Annotated in this window: 16 protein-coding genes; 8 read left to right on the forward strand and 8 right to left on the reverse strand. The window is 37.4% G+C overall.

What is annotated here, in order from left to right; translation table 11 throughout:
- Positions 1-114 precede the first annotated feature (114 nt).
- Positions 115-2,964: a bifunctional [glutamate--ammonia ligase]-adenylyl-L-tyrosine phosphorylase/[glutamate--ammonia-ligase] adenylyltransferase gene (gene glnE, locus GQR44_RS02345; RefSeq protein WP_166368816.1), complete on the reverse strand. Its 2,850-nt coding sequence runs from the start codon at positions 2,962-2,964 to the stop codon at positions 115-117.
- 453 nt (positions 2,965-3,417) lie between these two features.
- Here glnE and GQR44_RS02350 point away from each other — a divergent pair, with 453 nt between their 5' ends.
- The 4 genes from GQR44_RS02350 to GQR44_RS02365 all read left to right on the forward strand — a co-directional run bounded on the left by GQR44_RS02350 (position 3,418) and on the right by GQR44_RS02365 (position 5,641).
- On the forward strand, positions 3,418-3,831 hold the full coding sequence (locus GQR44_RS02350) for a YjfI family protein (RefSeq protein WP_166368818.1): 414 nt from the start codon (positions 3,418-3,420) through the stop codon (positions 3,829-3,831).
- A 14-nt stretch (positions 3,832-3,845) separates the two neighbouring features.
- Positions 3,846-4,529, forward strand: a complete 684-nt coding sequence (locus GQR44_RS02355; RefSeq protein ID WP_166368820.1) for a PspA/IM30 family protein — start codon at positions 3,846-3,848, stop codon at positions 4,527-4,529.
- Positions 4,530-4,649: 120 nt separating this feature from the next.
- A complete protein-coding gene (locus GQR44_RS02360) occupies positions 4,650-5,297 on the forward strand; it encodes a hypothetical protein (RefSeq protein ID WP_166368822.1) in 648 nt (215 codons plus the stop codon).
- A gap of 2 nt (positions 5,298-5,299) precedes the next feature.
- Entirely contained in the window at positions 5,300-5,641 is a 342-nt protein-coding gene (locus GQR44_RS02365; RefSeq protein ID WP_166368824.1) for a hypothetical protein, read from the forward strand.
- 171 nt (positions 5,642-5,812) lie between these two features.
- Here the strand turns inward: GQR44_RS02365 and GQR44_RS02370 are convergent, their stop codons facing one another.
- Together GQR44_RS02370 and GQR44_RS02375 are read right to left on the reverse strand one after the other, a co-directional pair.
- Positions 5,813-6,958: a methyl-accepting chemotaxis protein gene (locus tag GQR44_RS02370; protein ID WP_166368826.1), complete on the reverse strand. Its 1,146-nt coding sequence runs from the start codon at positions 6,956-6,958 to the stop codon at positions 5,813-5,815.
- Positions 6,959-7,275: 317 nt separating this feature from the next.
- Complete coding sequence (locus GQR44_RS02375; protein WP_166368828.1) at positions 7,276-8,787, reverse strand: CYTH and CHAD domain-containing protein; 1,512 nt, start codon at positions 8,785-8,787, stop codon at positions 7,276-7,278.
- A gap of 179 nt (positions 8,788-8,966) precedes the next feature.
- On the opposite strand from GQR44_RS02375, the gene GQR44_RS02380 reads away from it, so the two are divergent.
- The 3 genes from GQR44_RS02380 (at position 8,967) to GQR44_RS02390 (ending at position 11,650) form a co-directional block, all read left to right on the forward strand.
- Positions 8,967-9,647, forward strand: a complete 681-nt coding sequence (locus GQR44_RS02380) for a TIGR00153 family protein (RefSeq protein WP_166368830.1) — start codon at positions 8,967-8,969, stop codon at positions 9,645-9,647.
- A gap of 15 nt (positions 9,648-9,662) precedes the next feature.
- Positions 9,663-10,928: an inorganic phosphate transporter gene (locus GQR44_RS02385; RefSeq protein WP_166368832.1), complete on the forward strand. Its 1,266-nt coding sequence runs from the start codon at positions 9,663-9,665 to the stop codon at positions 10,926-10,928.
- A gap of 122 nt (positions 10,929-11,050) precedes the next feature.
- Positions 11,051-11,650 carry a TIGR04211 family SH3 domain-containing protein gene (locus GQR44_RS02390; RefSeq protein ID WP_166368834.1) on the forward strand — a complete coding sequence of 200 codons (600 nt, stop codon included), beginning with the start codon at positions 11,051-11,053 and terminating at the stop codon, positions 11,648-11,650.
- Positions 11,651-11,851: 201 nt separating this feature from the next.
- Here GQR44_RS02390 and GQR44_RS02395 read toward each other — a convergent pair whose 3' ends face one another.
- Positions 11,852-12,646 (reverse strand): general secretion pathway protein GspB, encoded by a 795-nt coding sequence (locus GQR44_RS02395; protein ID WP_166368836.1) that lies wholly within the window; start codon positions 12,644-12,646, stop codon positions 11,852-11,854.
- Between the two features lie 7 nt (positions 12,647-12,653).
- A complete protein-coding gene (locus GQR44_RS19945) occupies positions 12,654-14,366 on the reverse strand; it encodes an ExeA family protein (protein WP_166368838.1) in 1,713 nt (570 codons plus the stop codon).
- 258 nt (positions 14,367-14,624) lie between these two features.
- Between GQR44_RS19945 and GQR44_RS02405 the strand changes: the two genes are divergently transcribed.
- Positions 14,625-15,854, forward strand: coding sequence for a multifunctional CCA addition/repair protein (locus GQR44_RS02405; protein ID WP_166368840.1), 1,230 nt, complete (start codon positions 14,625-14,627; stop codon positions 15,852-15,854).
- A gap of 88 nt (positions 15,855-15,942) precedes the next feature.
- Here the strand turns inward: GQR44_RS02405 and GQR44_RS02410 are convergent, their stop codons facing one another.
- Genes GQR44_RS02410 through folB form a run of 3 tightly spaced genes read right to left on the reverse strand, consistent with a single transcriptional unit; the run spans position 15,943 to position 17,616 of the window.
- Complete coding sequence (locus GQR44_RS02410; protein ID WP_166368842.1) at positions 15,943-16,740, reverse strand: undecaprenyl-diphosphate phosphatase; 798 nt, start codon at positions 16,738-16,740, stop codon at positions 15,943-15,945.
- A gap of 34 nt (positions 16,741-16,774) precedes the next feature.
- Positions 16,775-17,263: a 2-amino-4-hydroxy-6-hydroxymethyldihydropteridine diphosphokinase gene (folK, locus tag GQR44_RS02415; protein ID WP_166368844.1), complete on the reverse strand. Its 489-nt coding sequence runs from the start codon at positions 17,261-17,263 to the stop codon at positions 16,775-16,777.
- The gene (folB, locus tag GQR44_RS02420) at positions 17,263-17,616 is read right to left on the reverse strand and encodes a dihydroneopterin aldolase (RefSeq protein ID WP_166368846.1); all 354 of its coding nucleotides are present in this window, start codon (positions 17,614-17,616) and stop codon (positions 17,263-17,265) included. The genes folK and folB overlap by 1 nt, the downstream gene beginning before the upstream one ends.
- Between the last annotated feature and the right edge of the window lie 44 nt (positions 17,617-17,660).

Genomic DNA, 17,660 nt, shown 5'->3' on the forward strand with positions numbered 1-17,660 from the left:
GTTGCGTTACAAAGCAGTCTCGCCTTTATTTTTCTCCCTCTTAGTTTGCCGACTCCGCTGCATCTTGATTTATTTAAAAACATTAGTGGAGCCTAAGCTAGGAACTGACTCAGTCTAAAAAAGCTGCTCCCATACTGCAATTACAGCATTACGGTCTTCAACTAACTGATCTGCCTGTGTAATGCGTTTCTTTTTACCCAGGCTTAAACGATGGGCCGCATCTCGAATATGACAGTAGGCATCAATCAATTGTTTTGCTTGCAGCTCAGTTAATAACCCAAGCTGCTCGCAAGCAGCAAAAATACGCAAATTATCCGACCACTCTGTTAAGCGCTCAGGGAATTCGTTGGCATGAGCTAGCACCAGGTACTGTGCAATAAACTCAATATCGACCATTCCCCCTGGAGACTGCTTAAGATCAAACTCCTGACTTTCAGCACGATTCAAATGATCCCGCATTTTAGTGCGCATCTCCGATACGTCTTTTTTTAATAGCTGTTGATCTCGCATTTGACTTAATATTTCTGCCCGTATTTGCGTAAACTCTTGTTGCATAATGCTATCAATAAATACTGGACGGGAGCGAACTAAAGCTTGATGTTCCCATGTCCATGCGTTTTCTTTTAAGTAGCGATGAAACCCAGCCATACCTGCGACAAGTGGTCCAGAATCACCCGATGGGCGTAAACGCATATCTATTTCATACAGAATTCCAGAGTTAGTACGCGAGCTAAATAGGTGAATAATACGTTGTGCTAAACGGAAATAAAATAACTGATTATCGATGCTACGAGTACCATTGGTTACACCTGATATATTAGTATCATGTAGAAATACCACATCGAGATCAGACTCATAACCAAGCTCTAAACCGCCCATTTTACCATAGCCGATCACTGCAAAACCTTTACGGTCAGTGCCCGCAACATTACTCGGTATACCAAATTTTTCAGTAATTTGAGCCCAAGCTATTTGTACCACATACTCAAGAATAGCCTCGCTTAAACAAGTTAAATGATCACTTACCTGAGGTAATTTAATACCCTTTGCAATATCGGCGGTGGCAATATGTAAAAATTGCATCTGTTTAAATTGACGCAACGCTTCCATTTGCTGCTCCATATCCTCTTCAGGAATACGTAGCATAAACTGCTGTAACTCGCTTCTATAATTACTTAACTCCGTTGGATGGTAGAGTTTTTGAGGGTCTAACAGCTCATCGAGTAAAATAGGGTGACGAGCTAACTGCGCGGAGACTCGAGGACTAGCTGAACATAATTTTAATAGCTGATTTAGTGCCCCCTCATTTTCATTCAATAACTCCAAATAAGCGGTACGGCGCATAATATTTAAAATCAGATGATGAATACGCTCAAAAAGACTGTCCGGATGAGAAAAGGCACAAGTTAAAGCAATAATTCTTGGTAATAATTTATCAATTGTTGCTTGTCCTCGTGGGCCAATCGGACGGCGACTAATATCTTCTTTTAAAGAAACAATCATTTTTGAAAATGCAACAACCTGCTTATCGGCTTTGCTGCTTGGTTTAATATGTTTACTTAAAATAGGTTCAATTTCTTCACTAGAAAGCTGCAACTCCCACAATTCAACAAACTCTTCCTGCGGTTCATTTTGTTGCTCCTCAGATTCCCCAATAACCCAGTTGAATTCCTTGTGTACGTTTTCCATTACTTGATTTAAGCGCGTATAAAAACTTTCCCAGTCTTCAAATTTCATTACTTTAATTAAGCGTAGCTTATCTAATTCGTTATTCGGTAATGTCTGCGTTTGCTGGTCGCCAATTTGCTGCAATACATTTTCTACTGCCCGTAAAAAATGATATGAATCCAATAAACAAGTAACTCTATCCGCCGGCAAGACCTCAGTTTTTGCAATTACTTTTAAGGTTTCTTGTAACCCTTTGCATTGCAGTTGCAAATCCCTTCCACCATGAATAAGTTGAAAAGCTTGTGCAACAAATTCAATTTCACGGATCCCGCCCATACCCAATTTAATATTATCTTTTAAACCTTTACGGCGAACTTCAGCACTGATCATTGCTTTCATTTTCCGTAATGACTCAATGGCACTAAAATCAATATAACGTCTAAACACAAAGGGCCTAAGCATTCCTTCGAGCTCTTGCTTGTAAATCCCTTCCTTACCTAAAACACGCGCCTTAACCATCGCATAACGCTCCCATTCTCGACCATGAGTTTGGTAATAATCTTCAATAGAGTTAAAGGTTGTCACTAATGGCCCAGACTCACCAAAAGGACGTAAACGCATATCTACACGGTATACAAAACCATCAACGGTTATTTGGTGTAGTGCAGCAATTAAACGCTGCCCTAATTTAGTGAAAAATGCAGAGTTTTCAATAACGCGTCGCCCGCCTTCGGTTTGGCCGCGTTCAGGATAAGAAAAGATAAGATCAATATCAGAAGAGAAGTTGAGTTCTTTACCACCTAACTTACCCATGGCAAAGACATACATTGTTTGTTGCTCACCGGACTCTCCGATTGGCGTACCTTGCTCTTGGCATTGCAACTGATATAACCAATTTAAGCTTTGCAAAATTAACTGATCTGCTAATAACGAAATGTGGACAAAGCTTTCCTGTAAAGTACTTAGGTTTAAGAGCTCTCGCCAAGCAATCACCACCATATGCTTACGTCTAAAAAAACGTAATGTTTGGTGTAATTGTGCTTCATTCTCAGTCTCTGACAGAGCGGTTTTTAGCTCTATTATCAATTGCTCAGTGCGATCGGCTGTGGTTAATAAGTTACTTTCGAATAAGCAGGGAATAAGAGCTGGCTGCTTTATTAAAGACTCTGCAACAAAATCACTCAATGCAAAAACGTCATATAATTGCTGAGAGTGATCATCACTTAAGCTGGATAAATCAAAACGTTCACCAAGTTGTTGCATATATTTTTGTGCTACTTCATTTAATAAAGACATACATTGCTCACAATAAGATTCGATAGTTGAGGAAGGCGCTACTCTTATAGAGTTTACCTTCCTTAAAATAAAAAGTGAGGTAAAAAAAGCATCATAAGCTGATCCCTAGTATGAAATGCATGATCCTACGCACAGAATAAAATATTACTAATGACGTACTAAGCACCACTAAAGTCAGTCATGACAGACAAGAATAACAAACCTGCTCTACATTTTTACAATGATAGTCATTGAAAAGTAATTTTGAAGCACCATTATTATGAGACTAGCAACAATTTAAAACCGATAAGTAGCTGACTAACATAATGACAACGAGTAGACTTTAATAACAGCATTCACACCGAGTTAAGTAAAACGACGAAAATAAACGCAGAAATCCATTGACATATAATGGCTTGGCTACTAAATTAATACTCACATGACATTTAATGTCAAACACGGTTAAGGAACACGATGAATATTCATACTATTGCTACCCATTTAAATAAATTAGCAGACGATACCGAAACGGGCTTCAATTTTGACTGTACGCCAATCAATGGTGAAATAGATGTACTACAAGTAGAAATTATTGACCGCGAAGAGATCCCAATTTTTGTTTCTATCAGTGATAACCAAATTTTATGTATTGCCTACTTATGGGGTGAAGATGAAATTAAATCAGAACTTAAAGCAAATATGATGGAAGCAATGTTAGAGATGAACATTCCTATGCCGCTTTCCTCTTTTGCTAAAGTCGAAGACAAATATGTTGTCTTTGGCGCGCTATCAATCAACTCAAGCTTAGAAGATATAGAGCTTGAATTAGTCACTCTCAGCGATAACAGCCTTGAAGTGATCAGTGAAATGGATAGCTACTTAAATTAATTCGGAGTTTAAAAATGAACATATTTAGAAAAATAATCACTGCAGTACGCGGTGGTGCAACAGAAGCTGGTGAAGCAATTGTAGATGCTAACTCAACTAGAATTTTTGCTCAAGAAATTCGTGACTCAGAAAAACATATCACAATTGCCAAGCGTGATTTGACTTCAGTGATGGCTAAACAAATGCAAACAGCTCGTGAATTAGCGCAATTACAAGCCAGCATCAAAGAGCATGAAGGTTATGCAATGCAAGCGCTAAACCAAGGCAATGAAGCATTAGCTATTGAAGTTGCTGAAAAAATAGCAGAACTTGAAAGTAATGCAGCAGATCAACAACAAGCAAATGAAAGCTTCTTAAATAGCATTGATCGCTTAAAAGAATTGATTAAAAAGAGTGAACGTAAGTTAACTGAATACAAACGCCAGTTAACCATGGTAAAAACCACTGAGAGTGTACAAAAAGCAACTTCTGCAATCTCAGATAACTTTACTGCAAGCAACTCTAAATTATTAAATGCCAAAGATTCACTAGAACGAATCAAACAAAAACAAGCAATGTTTGATGATAAACTGCAGGCAGCAGAGCAATTAGCCTCTGAGAACTCAGACCAATCATTAAAAAATAAACTGCAAGATGCAGGCATTGGGGCTCAACAAAATAGTGCACAATCGGTATTAGATCGTTTAAAAAATAAATAAATTTTATTTTGAAACATCACTAATACGGTTATTATAACAATAAAGCACGACTTGCTTAGGCAGTCGTGTTTTTTTGCATCTAGCTAACGCTTACCATCACATATTTGCTAAAGGATATTTATGCGTTTTTTAAAATCGTTATTTAGTAAACAAGCAACAACACCAACACGTGCTTTGAATCAACCAGATCAGCTATTAATCGGTGATATTTTTTGTTTCGATGATAGTTTTGCATTACCTGAAGTAATGCGTAAGCAACAGCTACAAGTTAACGATGTCATTACCATTGAATTTAAACATCAGCATTATGTACAATTGGTTGCGCAAGGTAGTAATCAAAAATTGGTTTATCTGAGTTTTCCTAAAAACCCTAAAAATCTTATACAGTGCAGCCTATTATTAACTCGTGCTGAAGTAGAAGCTTTATTTGATATGGATGCCTTTTCTGATATTTTTAATGCTCCTGGCAACGCACGTTTAACACCGACAGCAAAACAACACACTTATGCAGATATGTTAGCCACGGAATATATCCAGCAAGACTTTTCAACATCTGGCTACATTCATCAAGCCGATTATCGGGACAGTAAACCACCACAATATTCTGATCAGGAACATGGTCAAGAATTTGAATATTATTCACTTGAAGGAAATGAAGGTTTACGTAAGATAGAAATCTTTATTTTTGAGAATGGTGATACCGATGTATATTTATCAAGCTTGCGCCCTGCAAGTGATATTGCAGAATTATGGATCAAAGGAGAATAAACATGCCAATTGGTGAATTACCTAAAAAATGGCAGCAATCAGCAAAAGTTGTCAAAGCAGTGCAAATCGCTTTCGATATGGATAGCAAGCTGCAATATAGCATTCGCCGTAGCGCATTAGATGAAGGGATCAGCCCTTCAGAAAAGATCAGAGACTTATTAGAATTAACCACACACAAAAAGCCTAAACGCCCGCGTTTAACAGTGAGTTTAAGTGCAGAAGATTATATGCAACTAGGCCAACGCTATAATATTTCATCTGAAAACCAATTAGATATTAAAAAGTGTGTAATCGAGGAGTTAACTAAATTTGCTTCTAATAGTGAATATTTTAAAGAAAAATAAATACAATACTCTTTACCAATCAAAAGGCTTTAGCTACTTGAATGGTAAAGGGTACATCACTACAGAGCAACAATACTTGTTGGCAACGCCACCGATTATAGATTTATAACGAGTGACTTTACGCTAAAAATAGATCCGCCTACAAACAGGCCTATAAAGTATCTAGCAATATTAAACTTTGGTTAAAAATACCGTATAACCATAAATTTCATCAGTCATATCAGTTACTTCTTTCAATACAACCACAGAACCTTCTACTGTTTCTTTCACTTGTACCAAACTATTATTGATTTCTTCAGCAACTGTTGCCTGCTCCTTAGCAGCAGAGGCTATTTGATAATTTAACTCAGAAATATGACTTACTTTACCAACGATGTCTGAAAGTTTAATACCCGCTTTGGTCACTTCTTTCACGCCAATTTCTGCTTCTTTAACACTACTATCCATTAAACCAACGGCTTGTTGCGCACTCTTTTGTAACTGTTCAATCATTGCTTGGATTTCAACTGTCGCATCTTGTGTGCGTTTAGCAAGGCTACGCACTTCATCAGCCACCACTGCAAAACCGCGTCCATATTCACCGGCGCGTGCAGCTTCAATAGCTGCATTTAAGGCTAATAAGTTGGTTTGGTCAGAAATACTGCGAATAGTATCAACTACACTGCCAATGCTCTCAACCTTACTTTCTACGTTATTAACGGCAATCGCTGAATCATCAATATTTTTAGACAATGAATTGATGGAAGTGATCGTCGCATCAACAGCACTGCGGCCTTCTTCAGCGACATTTGTCGCTTCCAAAGTAGAAGTTGAGGCACTTTCTGCATTATCTTCTACTTCTTTTACGGCAGTCGTCATTTGATTCATCGCCGTCGCTAGTAACTCTATTTGCTCAAACTCTTCGGCTACAGATTCATTAATAACTTCCATGCAGGCACCAAATTGCTCAGTCACTTCATGTAATTGAGTCAAAGTACTAGCTGTACTTTCACTATACTTTGTAGCTTCGGCGATCTGATCATTAGCAACGAGATAAAGCTGAGAGAATGCACCTTCTAATTGCTCTGGTTTTGAGGTGGTAGGGTCTTGAAGGTATTGTTGCAAAACGGCGAGTTGTTTATGATTACAGTGATGTTGCCATACCACGACTAAAACTAATAAAAATACAACAATAAAGGTAGCCACTAAATTAACCACAAAAAACTGATTAATCACTAATATAAACAGTGCACCAAGGAAAAATAGAATAATACCTTTGGTCAGAGGAGATGTATTAACTAATTGTTTTTCTAAGCTATTTAACTGTACTTGTGGCATATATTAACTCGATTCAATAAAAGGGAAATAAAGAGGAATAGTAATCTATCGATTGTCATCGAGAAATATTAGTTGAAATATTCTTAAAATCTACTCAATTATAGTTAAAACCAACACATTTGTGATTATTTACCTACTCTTGACTTCTTATTGCGCATAATTGAAATATAAACAGAAAGTTTGTATCTATTTCATACAAAAAGACATGGTTTTGAAAAGCACTGATTGAAGCAATAACTATTTATAGCTTCAATCAACTAACCTAAAAAATTAAAGAAGGTAATAATGGGAGTCGTTCAAGTTGCCTTGAATTTGGGTTAATTATCAGGATCAATCCAATACATCTCATTTAATAGTGCGCGATGTTTAGATTGTTCAATCGCACTTAATAAAGAATATTGTTTACGCTTAACCCATTTAAGATATTCATTTTTCGCTTCGCTTTTTTCTTCATCAAGAGCTAACTCATATATAGTATCAAGCATCGATAACTCATGAATCCCCTGATAAATATCTAACCATGGGTAACAATACTCAGCAATTCGTTCCGTGCTAAATAAATTACCAAAGCTAAACCCTGTCATTAAGTTTGCCGCTAGCAACCCTTGATGTGCGAGTAGTTTGTCAATACTTAGCAAGGGTTCAGAAGATAATGCTATTTTTAATTTAGACCATCCATCGGTTAATGCGGTATCAGAAAATGAAAGTAATGATACTGGCGGAGCATCAGTTTGTGGTGTTTTTTCAAGCTGAATTAACCATTCCGTTAGCCCTAAAACAAAGTGGCAATAGCGAGAACTGTGCAACATATTAAAAATATCTTCTTCACTCGGAAGCGCCTGATCAGCTAAGTGTAGTTTTTTCTGTAATTGCTTTAATCTCGGTAATTTTCGAATATAGTAAGCTTTATTCTCTAATAAATTTCTAAAAACTAAACGTTCATCTACCCATGAAAAGCTTCTAGCAAGCCATTGTAGGTCTTCAATCCAAGCACAACCGACAAAAGAAACGCCTGCTTCTTTAAAAAGATGAATATTTTGATGTAAAAACATAATACTTTTTTGCAACTCAACTAAGGCGCTAAAATCACCTCCTTCAAGGTAGCAATTTTCATGATACTGCAAATGTTTTAAACCATGTTGAAAATTTACTGACATCGCTTCTTGTAAATTCATATCATGATTTAAAGTAGAAAAGTCGATTGGTTTAACGACAAAATCAACCCCTTCTGTGAGCATATATCCACGCTGAGCTTTACTTACATTACCTAGACGTACTTGCGGTAATGAAGCAATATCTTGTGCTAAAACAAATAATTTAGATTCATCACCTTTCACTAATTCTAATTCAATTTCACAAATATCAGCTTCGCCTTGCGTCGCAATAATTTTTCCACAATCATAAGCGACTTCAATTAACGTCCCATCTGGCATTTCCAACAACCAATGTAAACGGTTGAAATCAGTACTAAATAAAGGAGATAACTGTGCTTGCAATTGATTTATATTACAATCTTCTGGCCAAATTTTACTATTAAATCGGGACAGTTCTGGTTGCAACCCCTCTATTGGTTCATTGTACTCAGGTCGTTGATGCAACCCCCCTATCACTCGACCAGAGGTTTTAATCGTTTGCGTACATTGATCATCAATTCGACGTACTCTTAATCCCATATCCATGGTTCTTAGTGCACGCAGAGGCGTCTCAAAATAAACGTTGTATAGCATTTGGTTTTTATGAGAAATAACCGTGTATTGACTTATTTTAGCCAATAGTTCATCGGCAAAATGCGCATTAAAAAAGAACTTAATTTCTATCTCTGTTTCCATAATTTATACCTAAAATAGCCCTTCATTTAATAACCAAGATCATTTTTAATCGTAAAATTTTCTCAATTATACTAAATTGATGTTCTATTGTGTGCAAAAGAAAGTTAACATGCGCCGCATATTAGATGTTCTATTTGATCATTATGTGGTTACCAAACCATCAAAAATTAAGGTGAATCATGCCAGTTAATTCGATATTTGGAGTGTTTGCAAAATCTCCAATCAAACCGATCCAATTACACATGGACAAAGTTGCGACTTGTAGCGAATTGCTACTTCCATTTTTTGAAGCATGTTCAAAAAATGATTGGGTAGAAGCAGGAGTTGTGAGAAAGCAAATATCTCAATATGAGAAACAAGCCGATGAGCTGAAACGTGAATTACGTTTGACGCTGCCAAAGGGTTTGTTTATGCCTATTGACCGCGCTGATTTATTAGAGCTAGTTAATCGCCAAGATAAAATTGCCAATACAGCAAAAGACATTGCTGGGCGTACTTTTGGGCGCCAATTACAGATCCCTAGTGAAATCTTCGTTGATTTTATGGCCTATGTACAACGCAGCCTAGATGCGATACAGCAAGCAAAAAATGCGATTAATGGGCTAGATGAATTACTTGAAGCGGGCTTTAAAGGTCGTGAAGTGGATATCGTCACTAAAATGATAGAAGTACTTGAAACGATTGAAGATGATACAGATTCATTGCAAATTAAACTTCGTCGTAACTTATTAGCCATTGAAGATAATTACAAACCTGTAGATGTCATGTTTTTATATAAAATTCTCGAATGGGTAGGTAGTCTTGCCGATCACTCAGAATTAATCGGCACCCAGTTAGAACTTATTCTAGCTAGATCGTAGCTCTAAGGACTTTTTATGGAAATTTTAAACACATACGGCAGCATGTTAGTTATATTTGCTGGTGCGGTAGGCTTTTTAATGGCTTGGGGCATCGGCGCAAATGATGTTGCTAATGCAATGGGTACCTCTGTTGGTTCAAAAGCGCTAACCATTAAACAAGCAATAATCATTGCAATGATTTTTGAATTTGCTGGTGCTTACCTAGCAGGCGGAGAAGTAACCTCGACAATCCGTAAAGGGATCATTGATGTCGCTTACTTTATTGACCAACCCGAGTTGCTCGTATTTGGCATGACAGCTGCGCTATTAGCCGCAGGTTTATGGCTAATTATAGCTTCTTACTTCGGCTGGCCAGTATCAACAACGCACTCTATCGTTGGTGCTATTGTTGGCTTTTCTGCTGTTGGTGTCGGTGTTGATAGTGTAACTTGGAGTAAAGTGGTTGGTATTATCGGTAGTTGGATAATCACTCCGCTGATTTCAGGGATTATTGCTTATTTCATTTTTATGAGTTCGCAAAAGCTAATATTTAATACCAAAGATCCTATTGCTAATGCAAAACGTTTTGTTCCTTTTTATATGTTTTTGGCTGGTTTTATCCTTTCATTAGTGACGATTACCAAAGGCCTTAAACATGTTGGGTTACATGTTAGTATTATCGAAGCAATAGTTTCTGCAGTGGTCATTGGTTTGCTTGTGGCAATAACAGGTAAATTCTTTGTTAATCGCGTTAAAATTGATCCACAAGCTGATAAACGTATGCACTTTGCTAATGTTGAAAAAATATTTGCGGTATTGATGATCGTAACGGCATGTGCAATGGCATTTGCACATGGTTCAAATGATGTTGCAAATGCTATTGGACCTCTTGCAGCGGTAGTAAGTATCGTTGAACATAATGGTCAAATTGCAGCAAAAGCAGAGCTTGCATGGTGGATTTTACCACTTGGTGGTGTTGGTATTGTATTGGGCCTTGCTATCTTTGGTAAGCGCGTGATGGCGACCATCGGCAATGGTATTACACATTTAACACCTAGCCGAGGTTTTGCCGCAGAATTAGCTGCTGCCTCAACGGTTGTAATTGCATCGGGTACCGGTTTACCTATTTCTACTACGCAAACTTTAGTTGGTGCAGTATTGGGTGTAGGTATGGCACGTGGTATCGCGGCATTAAACTTAGGCGTTGTTCGTAATATTGTAATCTCTTGGATAGTGACATTGCCGATCGGCGCTGGTTTATCAATTATATTTTTCTACATATTAAAGAGTATTTTTTCTTAATCGCCGCTCATTAAGTCATGTATTGATCGAAAAAAGAGAGCTTAGGCTCTCTTTTTACTTTTACTGAGCTTTAATAACTTTTAGAATGACCATTCAATTTATTTGCTAAAAAGGTATTTCTTTTGAAATCAATTAAGTTTTTCTTATGTTTGCTGTTCTCTTCAAGCAGTTTTGCAGCCACACAATATGTCAGCGATAATCTTTCAATTTATATGCATTCAGGTCCTAGTCTTGAGTACCGTATTATTGGTACGATCGAAGTAGGCACAGCTGTCAGCACTTTAAAATACAATAGCAAAACAAAATTCATGCAAGTCAGATCTCCGACTGGCAGAGTGGGGTGGGTAAAATCAAGTGAGATTCAAGAGCAACCTCCAGCAAAATCCTTATTACCTGAGCTACAAAAGAAATATCAAGAAAGCCAAGACAAGTTAAAAACCATTAATGATGATAATAAACAAGCATTAACAGAAAGTGAGCAAGCTATTATCGATAAAGATAGTTTAATCGCTCAGCTTGATAGCGAAAAAAGAGCATTACGCGATACCATTGCTGATTTAGAAGAACGTAATATGGAATTAGATTTATTACAATCGACTAAAGATGAGCGCATTAAGATGGAATGGTTAATGTACGGCGGTAGTGTTTTATTCTTTGGTTTATTAATTGGCTTAATTATTCCGTTTTTACCACGCCGTAAAAAACGTACTGATAATTGGTAATTCATAACTAGAATCGATAGCAGCTAATCATCACGCTTACTCTTAAAGGCATAAAGAGTAAGCGTTTTGCAACTAACAAGTCATATCATAAAAACTAAAAGGTGTTTAAAAGTCACTAAATTGCTTATTAAACTCTTTTTATTTTTTTATACCTAGTTTATTTATTATGTGGCCAATAGTACGCATGAGAAACCAACCTATTTAACCTTTCCAATCCTTTAATGACTCTAGAGTAAAACGCTGTTTTCCTAAACGAAAGACACTCTGTTGAGGCATTATTTCTACCAGTTCAACCGCTCCAACATAATCACCCACTCGCATATCCACACCATTTATACGGATCCAACGATCATTGGCTTTAGTGGAATAAACATGGGAGTCATAACTCATCACAGGGACTTGATATTGGAACTGTGCGGACATTTGTGAAATATCTGACTCAACAACAGGTTGGTCATTGGCAACTTGGTTCGGTATTGATTGCTGTCCTTGCTCAAGTTCAACAGCTAACGCAAAACGTTGCTGTAAATCACTTGGTACATCGGCTAGTGCAAGGCTATTTGTAACCTCATCACTTGTTGCAGCAAGCTCTAATTTCTCATTCTGTGTGTTTTTTTCTGCAGATATAAAAGTTTCCGTACTCGTCACTGGTACTTTTTTCTGTAACTTTGGTAAAGGTTTAGTTTTGAAATCGATTTCACTAACCGTATTAATAGGCTCTTTTACCTGCTTTGTCTGTGGCTGTTGTAATATTACAGGTGCAACTTGAACGCTAGCTGCTTGTGTAGAAGTTGCGGTCATGGTTACATTATTAGCATTTTCTATCACACGCTCTAGCGGTTTAAATAATAAGTATAAAACCAGCCCTAATAACAAGGCGATCACTAATAAAGCAGCAGCCACGACTAATTTCCAATTCTTATCCGTTGATTTATCTATCAGTAGCGTCTGGGGATGGTGCTTATTTTTTTCTAAAGCTTTTAATATCGTAGACATAATGATCCTATAACAACGATGGAATATTAGGTTCTGATTGTTGCACTAAGAACATCAAGGTGCGTCGCCCTACAATGCCGTCAGCAACTAACCCATTATCTTTTTGAAATTCAATTACTTGCTCCTTAAGCTTCCAATCAAAGCGCTGTTTATTAGCCACTGTCAGACCAGATAAATTATTTAATTGCGTGCTTAACCAAACAACTCGTTGACTTTTTTCACCAAACTTTAATGGCTTACTAATATCAAAGGGCGTTCTCCATAATAAAGTCAGGCCTCCATTCCAATACTCTTCTAACCATGCTTCGGATACGGATATTTTTTGCTTACCAATTAATACTTCATATTGCGATTGATCTTGTTGCTGGGTTTTATAAAGCACCGCATATACAATATCTTGATCGCTAGCTAACTTAATCACAGCAGGATAATTTAACTGCTGTAGTTTTTGTAACGAAGTATTATCAGAAAAGCATAACAATGAAGCAACTTCTCCCTGTTCACAGCTTGCATCGGCTAAATCAACTTGATAACCCCAAACCGCATATAGGGTTTGCAGCGCATTTGCAAAATAACCTTGGCTTAAGTCTAATTCAGGATAACTATCGAACCAAGTGAAAGTATCAGTTTCTGAGTTGAGGTTATCTGTGGTTGAAGATTGCAAGGGACTAACTTCTGAGTCTGTTTGCAACGACTCTACTTTAACTTCTGCTACTTGCATTGATGTTGATGGCGATGTAGGTGTAGATGAGTCAGAAAAACCGAGCTCACTAAGGGTTTCGATAGCTTGTTGAGGTTGATTAAAATGATGATATATTTTAGGTGCTTGCCAGATCGTGAACCCCGTTAATACTAATAATAAAACAAAGCGCCAGAACAGCTTCACGGATTCAGTTGCATGACCATCATCTAGACTTAAATCAATTTCTTTTACCGCTAAATCGATCATTTTAGCCGTTACTTTAGGCGAACTTTGGCTATATGCACAGAGCATACTGCGATCACAAATAAGATTAATTAATCGTGGAATACCTCGGCTATATTTAAATATACGCTTTAGTAATGGTGTTTCAAAAATAGGATAGCTTGCCCCCGCTACATTGAGGCGATGCTGTATATAATATTCACTTTCTTGCAAAGTCAGTGGCAACAAATGATAACGTGCAGTAATGCGTTGTGCTAATTGGCGTAATTGATTTTCTTTCAGTTTTTGTTGTAACTCCGTCTGTCCAATCAAAATAACTTGTAATGGTTTTTTATTGTTTGACTCAATATTAGTTAACAACCTTAATTGCTCTAGCACTGAGAAGCTCAAATGTTGTGCTTCATCAATCAACACAATTGCACTGCGTCCTTTCTCTAAATTGTGCAACATCCAACCACTGATCGCATCAAATAACGTTTTTAAGCTCGCTCTATTCTGCTCATATTCAATATTAAGTTGATCACAAATAGTAGCTAATAACTCAACTTCTGTTTGTGCAGGGTTCAGTATGAAAGCGATATCCGTTTGTGCAGGCATATCCTCTAATAGTGCTCGGCATACCGTGGTTTTACCTGTACCGACTTCTCCTGTTAATAAAACAAAACCACCATTGCCCTGTAAGCCATACATTAAGTGTGCAAGCGCTTCTTTATGGCGATCACTTAAAAATAAAAAGTCGGGATCCGGAGAAATTGAAAATGGTTGTTCTTTTAACGAAAAAAATTCTTGATACATTTTAAACCTTAAACAATGTGTTGAGCCCTATTGACGCAAGATCAGAGAGCTAGCTTGTCTTAATGAATATCATAAACGTTTTATAAAGCCATTACTGCTTCGACATTACTCAAGCTTAACAAGAGTTATATACCCGTTACCACTCGAGATGCTTTATTCAGCGAGATACCTGCTATTATTTTAGAAAGATGATGACAAGCTTCTGCATCTTCAGATAGTTTCAGTATAATAACCAAATAATTCATTAAGGGGGAAACTATGCGTGTATTTTTAGTTGGCGGCGCAGTTAGAGATCAACTATTAGGGCTCGAAGTTAAAGACCGTGACTTCGTGGTAATTAATAGTACCCCAGAGCACATGCTAGCACAGGGTTTCAATCAAGTAGGTAAAGACTTCCCTGTATTTTTACACCCTAAAACAGGAGAAGAATATGCACTGGCAAGAACAGAGCGCAAGCAAGGGATTGGTTATACAGGTTTTAGTTGCTACGCAGGTCAAGATGTCAGTTTAGAAGATGATCTCGCACGACGCGATCTCACCATCAATGCAATAGCTCAATCTGCGGATCAACAATTAATTGATCCCTATGGTGGACAACAAGATTTAGAGAAAAAAATATTACGCCATATCAGTCCTGCATTTAGTGAAGATCCCTTAAGAGTATTACGGGTGGCTCGCTTCGCAGCACGTTTCGCTAAACTCGGTTTTAGTATCGCAGAAGAAACACAACAATTAATGGCGAATATTGCTGAAGGTGATGAGCTACAGAGCTTAAGCCCAGAGCGAATTTGGACCGAAACAGAAAAAGCCTTACAAACCGATAGCCCACAAACATATTTTCAAGTGTTACGAGACTGTGGTGGTTTAGCGGCACTATTTCCTGAAGTTGATAACTTATATGGCGTCCCCGCTCCTAAACGCTGGCACCCAGAGATAGATACCGGAATTCATACCTTAATGGTGGTCGAGCAAGCGGCTTTACTTTCTGATTCTGTCGCATTTCGGTTTGCTTGTTTAGTGCATGATTTAGGTAAAGCGTTAACTCCTGAGAGTGAATGGCCAAGTCATAAAGGTCATGGTATGAAAGGCTTATCAGTGATCAAAAAATTCTGTAAGCGCTTAAAGGTACCTAATGATTGTCGAGATTTGGCACTGTTAGTTAGCGAACACCACACCAATATCCACAGTGCTTTTGAATTAAGAGCAAGCACTATGGTTGGGATCATGGATAAATGTGATGCATGGCGTAAACCAGAACGATTCCAACAAATGTTACAATGTTGTGTTGCAGACTCAAAAGGACGCACCGGTTTTGAGCTATTACCTTATCCGACAGCCGATTATATGTGGCAAGCATTTCAACAAGCTCTAAAGGTTGATATCCAAGAGATTATCAAAGAAGGGTTTCAAGGCGTTGAAATCAGACACAAACTAAATGAACAGCGTATTCAGCAAGTACAAGCGTTCAAAGAGCAGCACTCACGTTAATTAAACCCGACTAAAGAACAGATAACGCAGTCTTTAGTCGGGGTTTAGTAAAAGTAAAAAGTTACCAAAAGTCGGCCTTTATTAAAAATCACGCTAATACATAAAATAAAGCAGCGCCTAATAATAAACGATAGATAACAAAAGGTAGCATACCGACCTTGTTCAGTAGTATTAAGAAAACATGAATGCATAAAATAGCACTAATAAATGAGACACCTGCACCTAATAGTAGTGATGGCCAATCTACGTATTCATCGGATAAAATAAATTTTAATAAATCATAACCCGATGCCATAGAAATGATTGGAATTGACATTAAAAATGAAAAACGAGCCGCTGCATTACGTGTTAAACCTAACATCAAGCCAGCCGTAATAGTAATGCCTGAACGAGATGTACCAGGGATAAGTGCTAATGCTTGCGCAAAACCTAGAAAAATAGCCCCTTTTAATCCCGTTTGATATTCAGTTTTAACTTGTTTCGCTTTACTATCTGCCCACCACAGTAATAAACCGAATAAAATAGTGGTGACCGCTATCACGTAACCGCTACGCAAATACATTTCCACATAATCTTTGCCTAAAAAACCTATTACAGCAGCAGGAATGGTGGCAAGAATAATCCACCATGCTAACTTACTGTCTTGGCTATGATTTTTATTTTTAACTGAATCAACCCAAGCCACGGACATATTAGTCACTTCACGATAAAAATAGATAAGAACTGCCGCTAATGTGCCGATGTTTAATACTAAATCAAAGGCTAAGCCTTGATCTTGCCAGCCAAATAATACCGAAGGTAAAATTAAATGTGCTGAGCTAGAAATAGGTAAAAACTCAGTTAAACCTTGTATTAAGGCTAAGACTACAACTTCTAAAATACTCATTATGTTCTCATTTATTAAAATAGTGATGGTGCTATTAATCGAAAATAGGCGTGGTTACTTCCCATAATTTTTGTTTGTTTTTAGGGTACTGTGACCACAGCTGCTGATAGCTGATAGTCAATATAGGATGCTTTAAAGTAGGTGCTAGTTCAGCTAATGGCTGTAATACAAAGGCATTTTTAGTGATTTCAGCACGTGGGAGATCATTATTTGAGTCAACTTTTTGATCATATAATAATAAATCCAGATCTAAAGTTCTCGGTGCATATTTAATGGCTTTTTCTGGGCGTCCTAATTGCACTTCTATCCGTTTAAGAATTGTTATCACTTCTTTGACGGATAAATCGCTATTAAATTCAGCCACTAAATTATAAAAATTGCCACCGTCAAAGCCCACAGCTTCACTTTCATAAACAGTAGATAATTGCAGGTCTGAAAAATAGGTTTTTAATATTAAAACACCTTCACGAATATTTTCACCACGGTTGATGCTTGAACCAATGCCAATAAAAATATGTGCCACTACTTACTGCCGCGTTCTATTTGCACACCTAAGCTTTGAGCATTAGCTAACGCACCAGGTTTATGCAACGTTAACTTAATCCATGGCACTGGAAATGATTGCATAATTAATGCCGCAACACGTTCAGCCATTGTTTCAATTAATTCAAACTGATTTTGCTGAGCAAACTGGGACACACATTCAGAGACACTGAAATAGTTCAGAGCAAGGTTGATATCGTCACTATCTGCAGCAGGACGGTTGTCAAAAGCCATTTCTAAATCAAAATACAGCTTTTGTTGTACTGACTTTTCCCAGCCATATACCCCAATCGTACTAATTACTTGTAGCTGTTTAATAAAAACAATATCCATTTTAAACCCCGTGATGTGTCTGTTTTTTAATCGCTGATGCTTTT

Origin of the sequence: Psychromonas sp. SA13A (assembly GCF_011378715.1) — a bacterium.
Lineage (GTDB): Bacteria > Pseudomonadota > Gammaproteobacteria > Enterobacterales > Psychromonadaceae > Psychromonas.

Coding starts and splice junctions, on each gene's coding strand:
- GQR44_RS02350 (WP_166368818.1), top strand. CDS start 3,418: ATGAATATTCATACTATTGCTACCCATTTAAATAAATTAGCAGACGAT.
- GQR44_RS02385 (WP_166368832.1), top strand. CDS start 9,663: ATGGAAATTTTAAACACATACGGCAGCATGTTAGTTATATTTGCTGGT.
- GQR44_RS02410 (WP_166368842.1), bottom strand. CDS start 16,740: ATGAGTATTTTAGAAGTTGTAGTCTTAGCCTTAATACAAGGTTTAACT.
- folB (WP_166368846.1), bottom strand. CDS start 17,616: ATGGATATTGTTTTTATTAAACAGCTACAAGTAATTAGTACGATTGGG.
- GQR44_RS02405 (WP_166368840.1), top strand. CDS start 14,625: ATGCGTGTATTTTTAGTTGGCGGCGCAGTTAGAGATCAACTATTAGGG.
- GQR44_RS02370 (WP_166368826.1), bottom strand. CDS start 6,958: ATGCCACAAGTACAGTTAAATAGCTTAGAAAAACAATTAGTTAATACA.
- GQR44_RS02395 (WP_166368836.1), bottom strand. CDS start 12,646: ATGTCTACGATATTAAAAGCTTTAGAAAAAAATAAGCACCATCCCCAG.
- GQR44_RS02365 (WP_166368824.1), top strand. CDS start 5,300: ATGCCAATTGGTGAATTACCTAAAAAATGGCAGCAATCAGCAAAAGTT.
- GQR44_RS19945 (WP_166368838.1), bottom strand. CDS start 14,366: ATGTATCAAGAATTTTTTTCGTTAAAAGAACAACCATTTTCAATTTCT.
- GQR44_RS02355 (WP_166368820.1), top strand. CDS start 3,846: ATGAACATATTTAGAAAAATAATCACTGCAGTACGCGGTGGTGCAACA.
- GQR44_RS02380 (WP_166368830.1), top strand. CDS start 8,967: ATGCCAGTTAATTCGATATTTGGAGTGTTTGCAAAATCTCCAATCAAA.
- glnE (WP_166368816.1), bottom strand. CDS start 2,964: ATGTCTTTATTAAATGAAGTAGCACAAAAATATATGCAACAACTTGGT.
- GQR44_RS02375 (WP_166368828.1), bottom strand. CDS start 8,787: ATGGAAACAGAGATAGAAATTAAGTTCTTTTTTAATGCGCATTTTGCC.
- GQR44_RS02360 (WP_166368822.1), top strand. CDS start 4,650: ATGCGTTTTTTAAAATCGTTATTTAGTAAACAAGCAACAACACCAACA.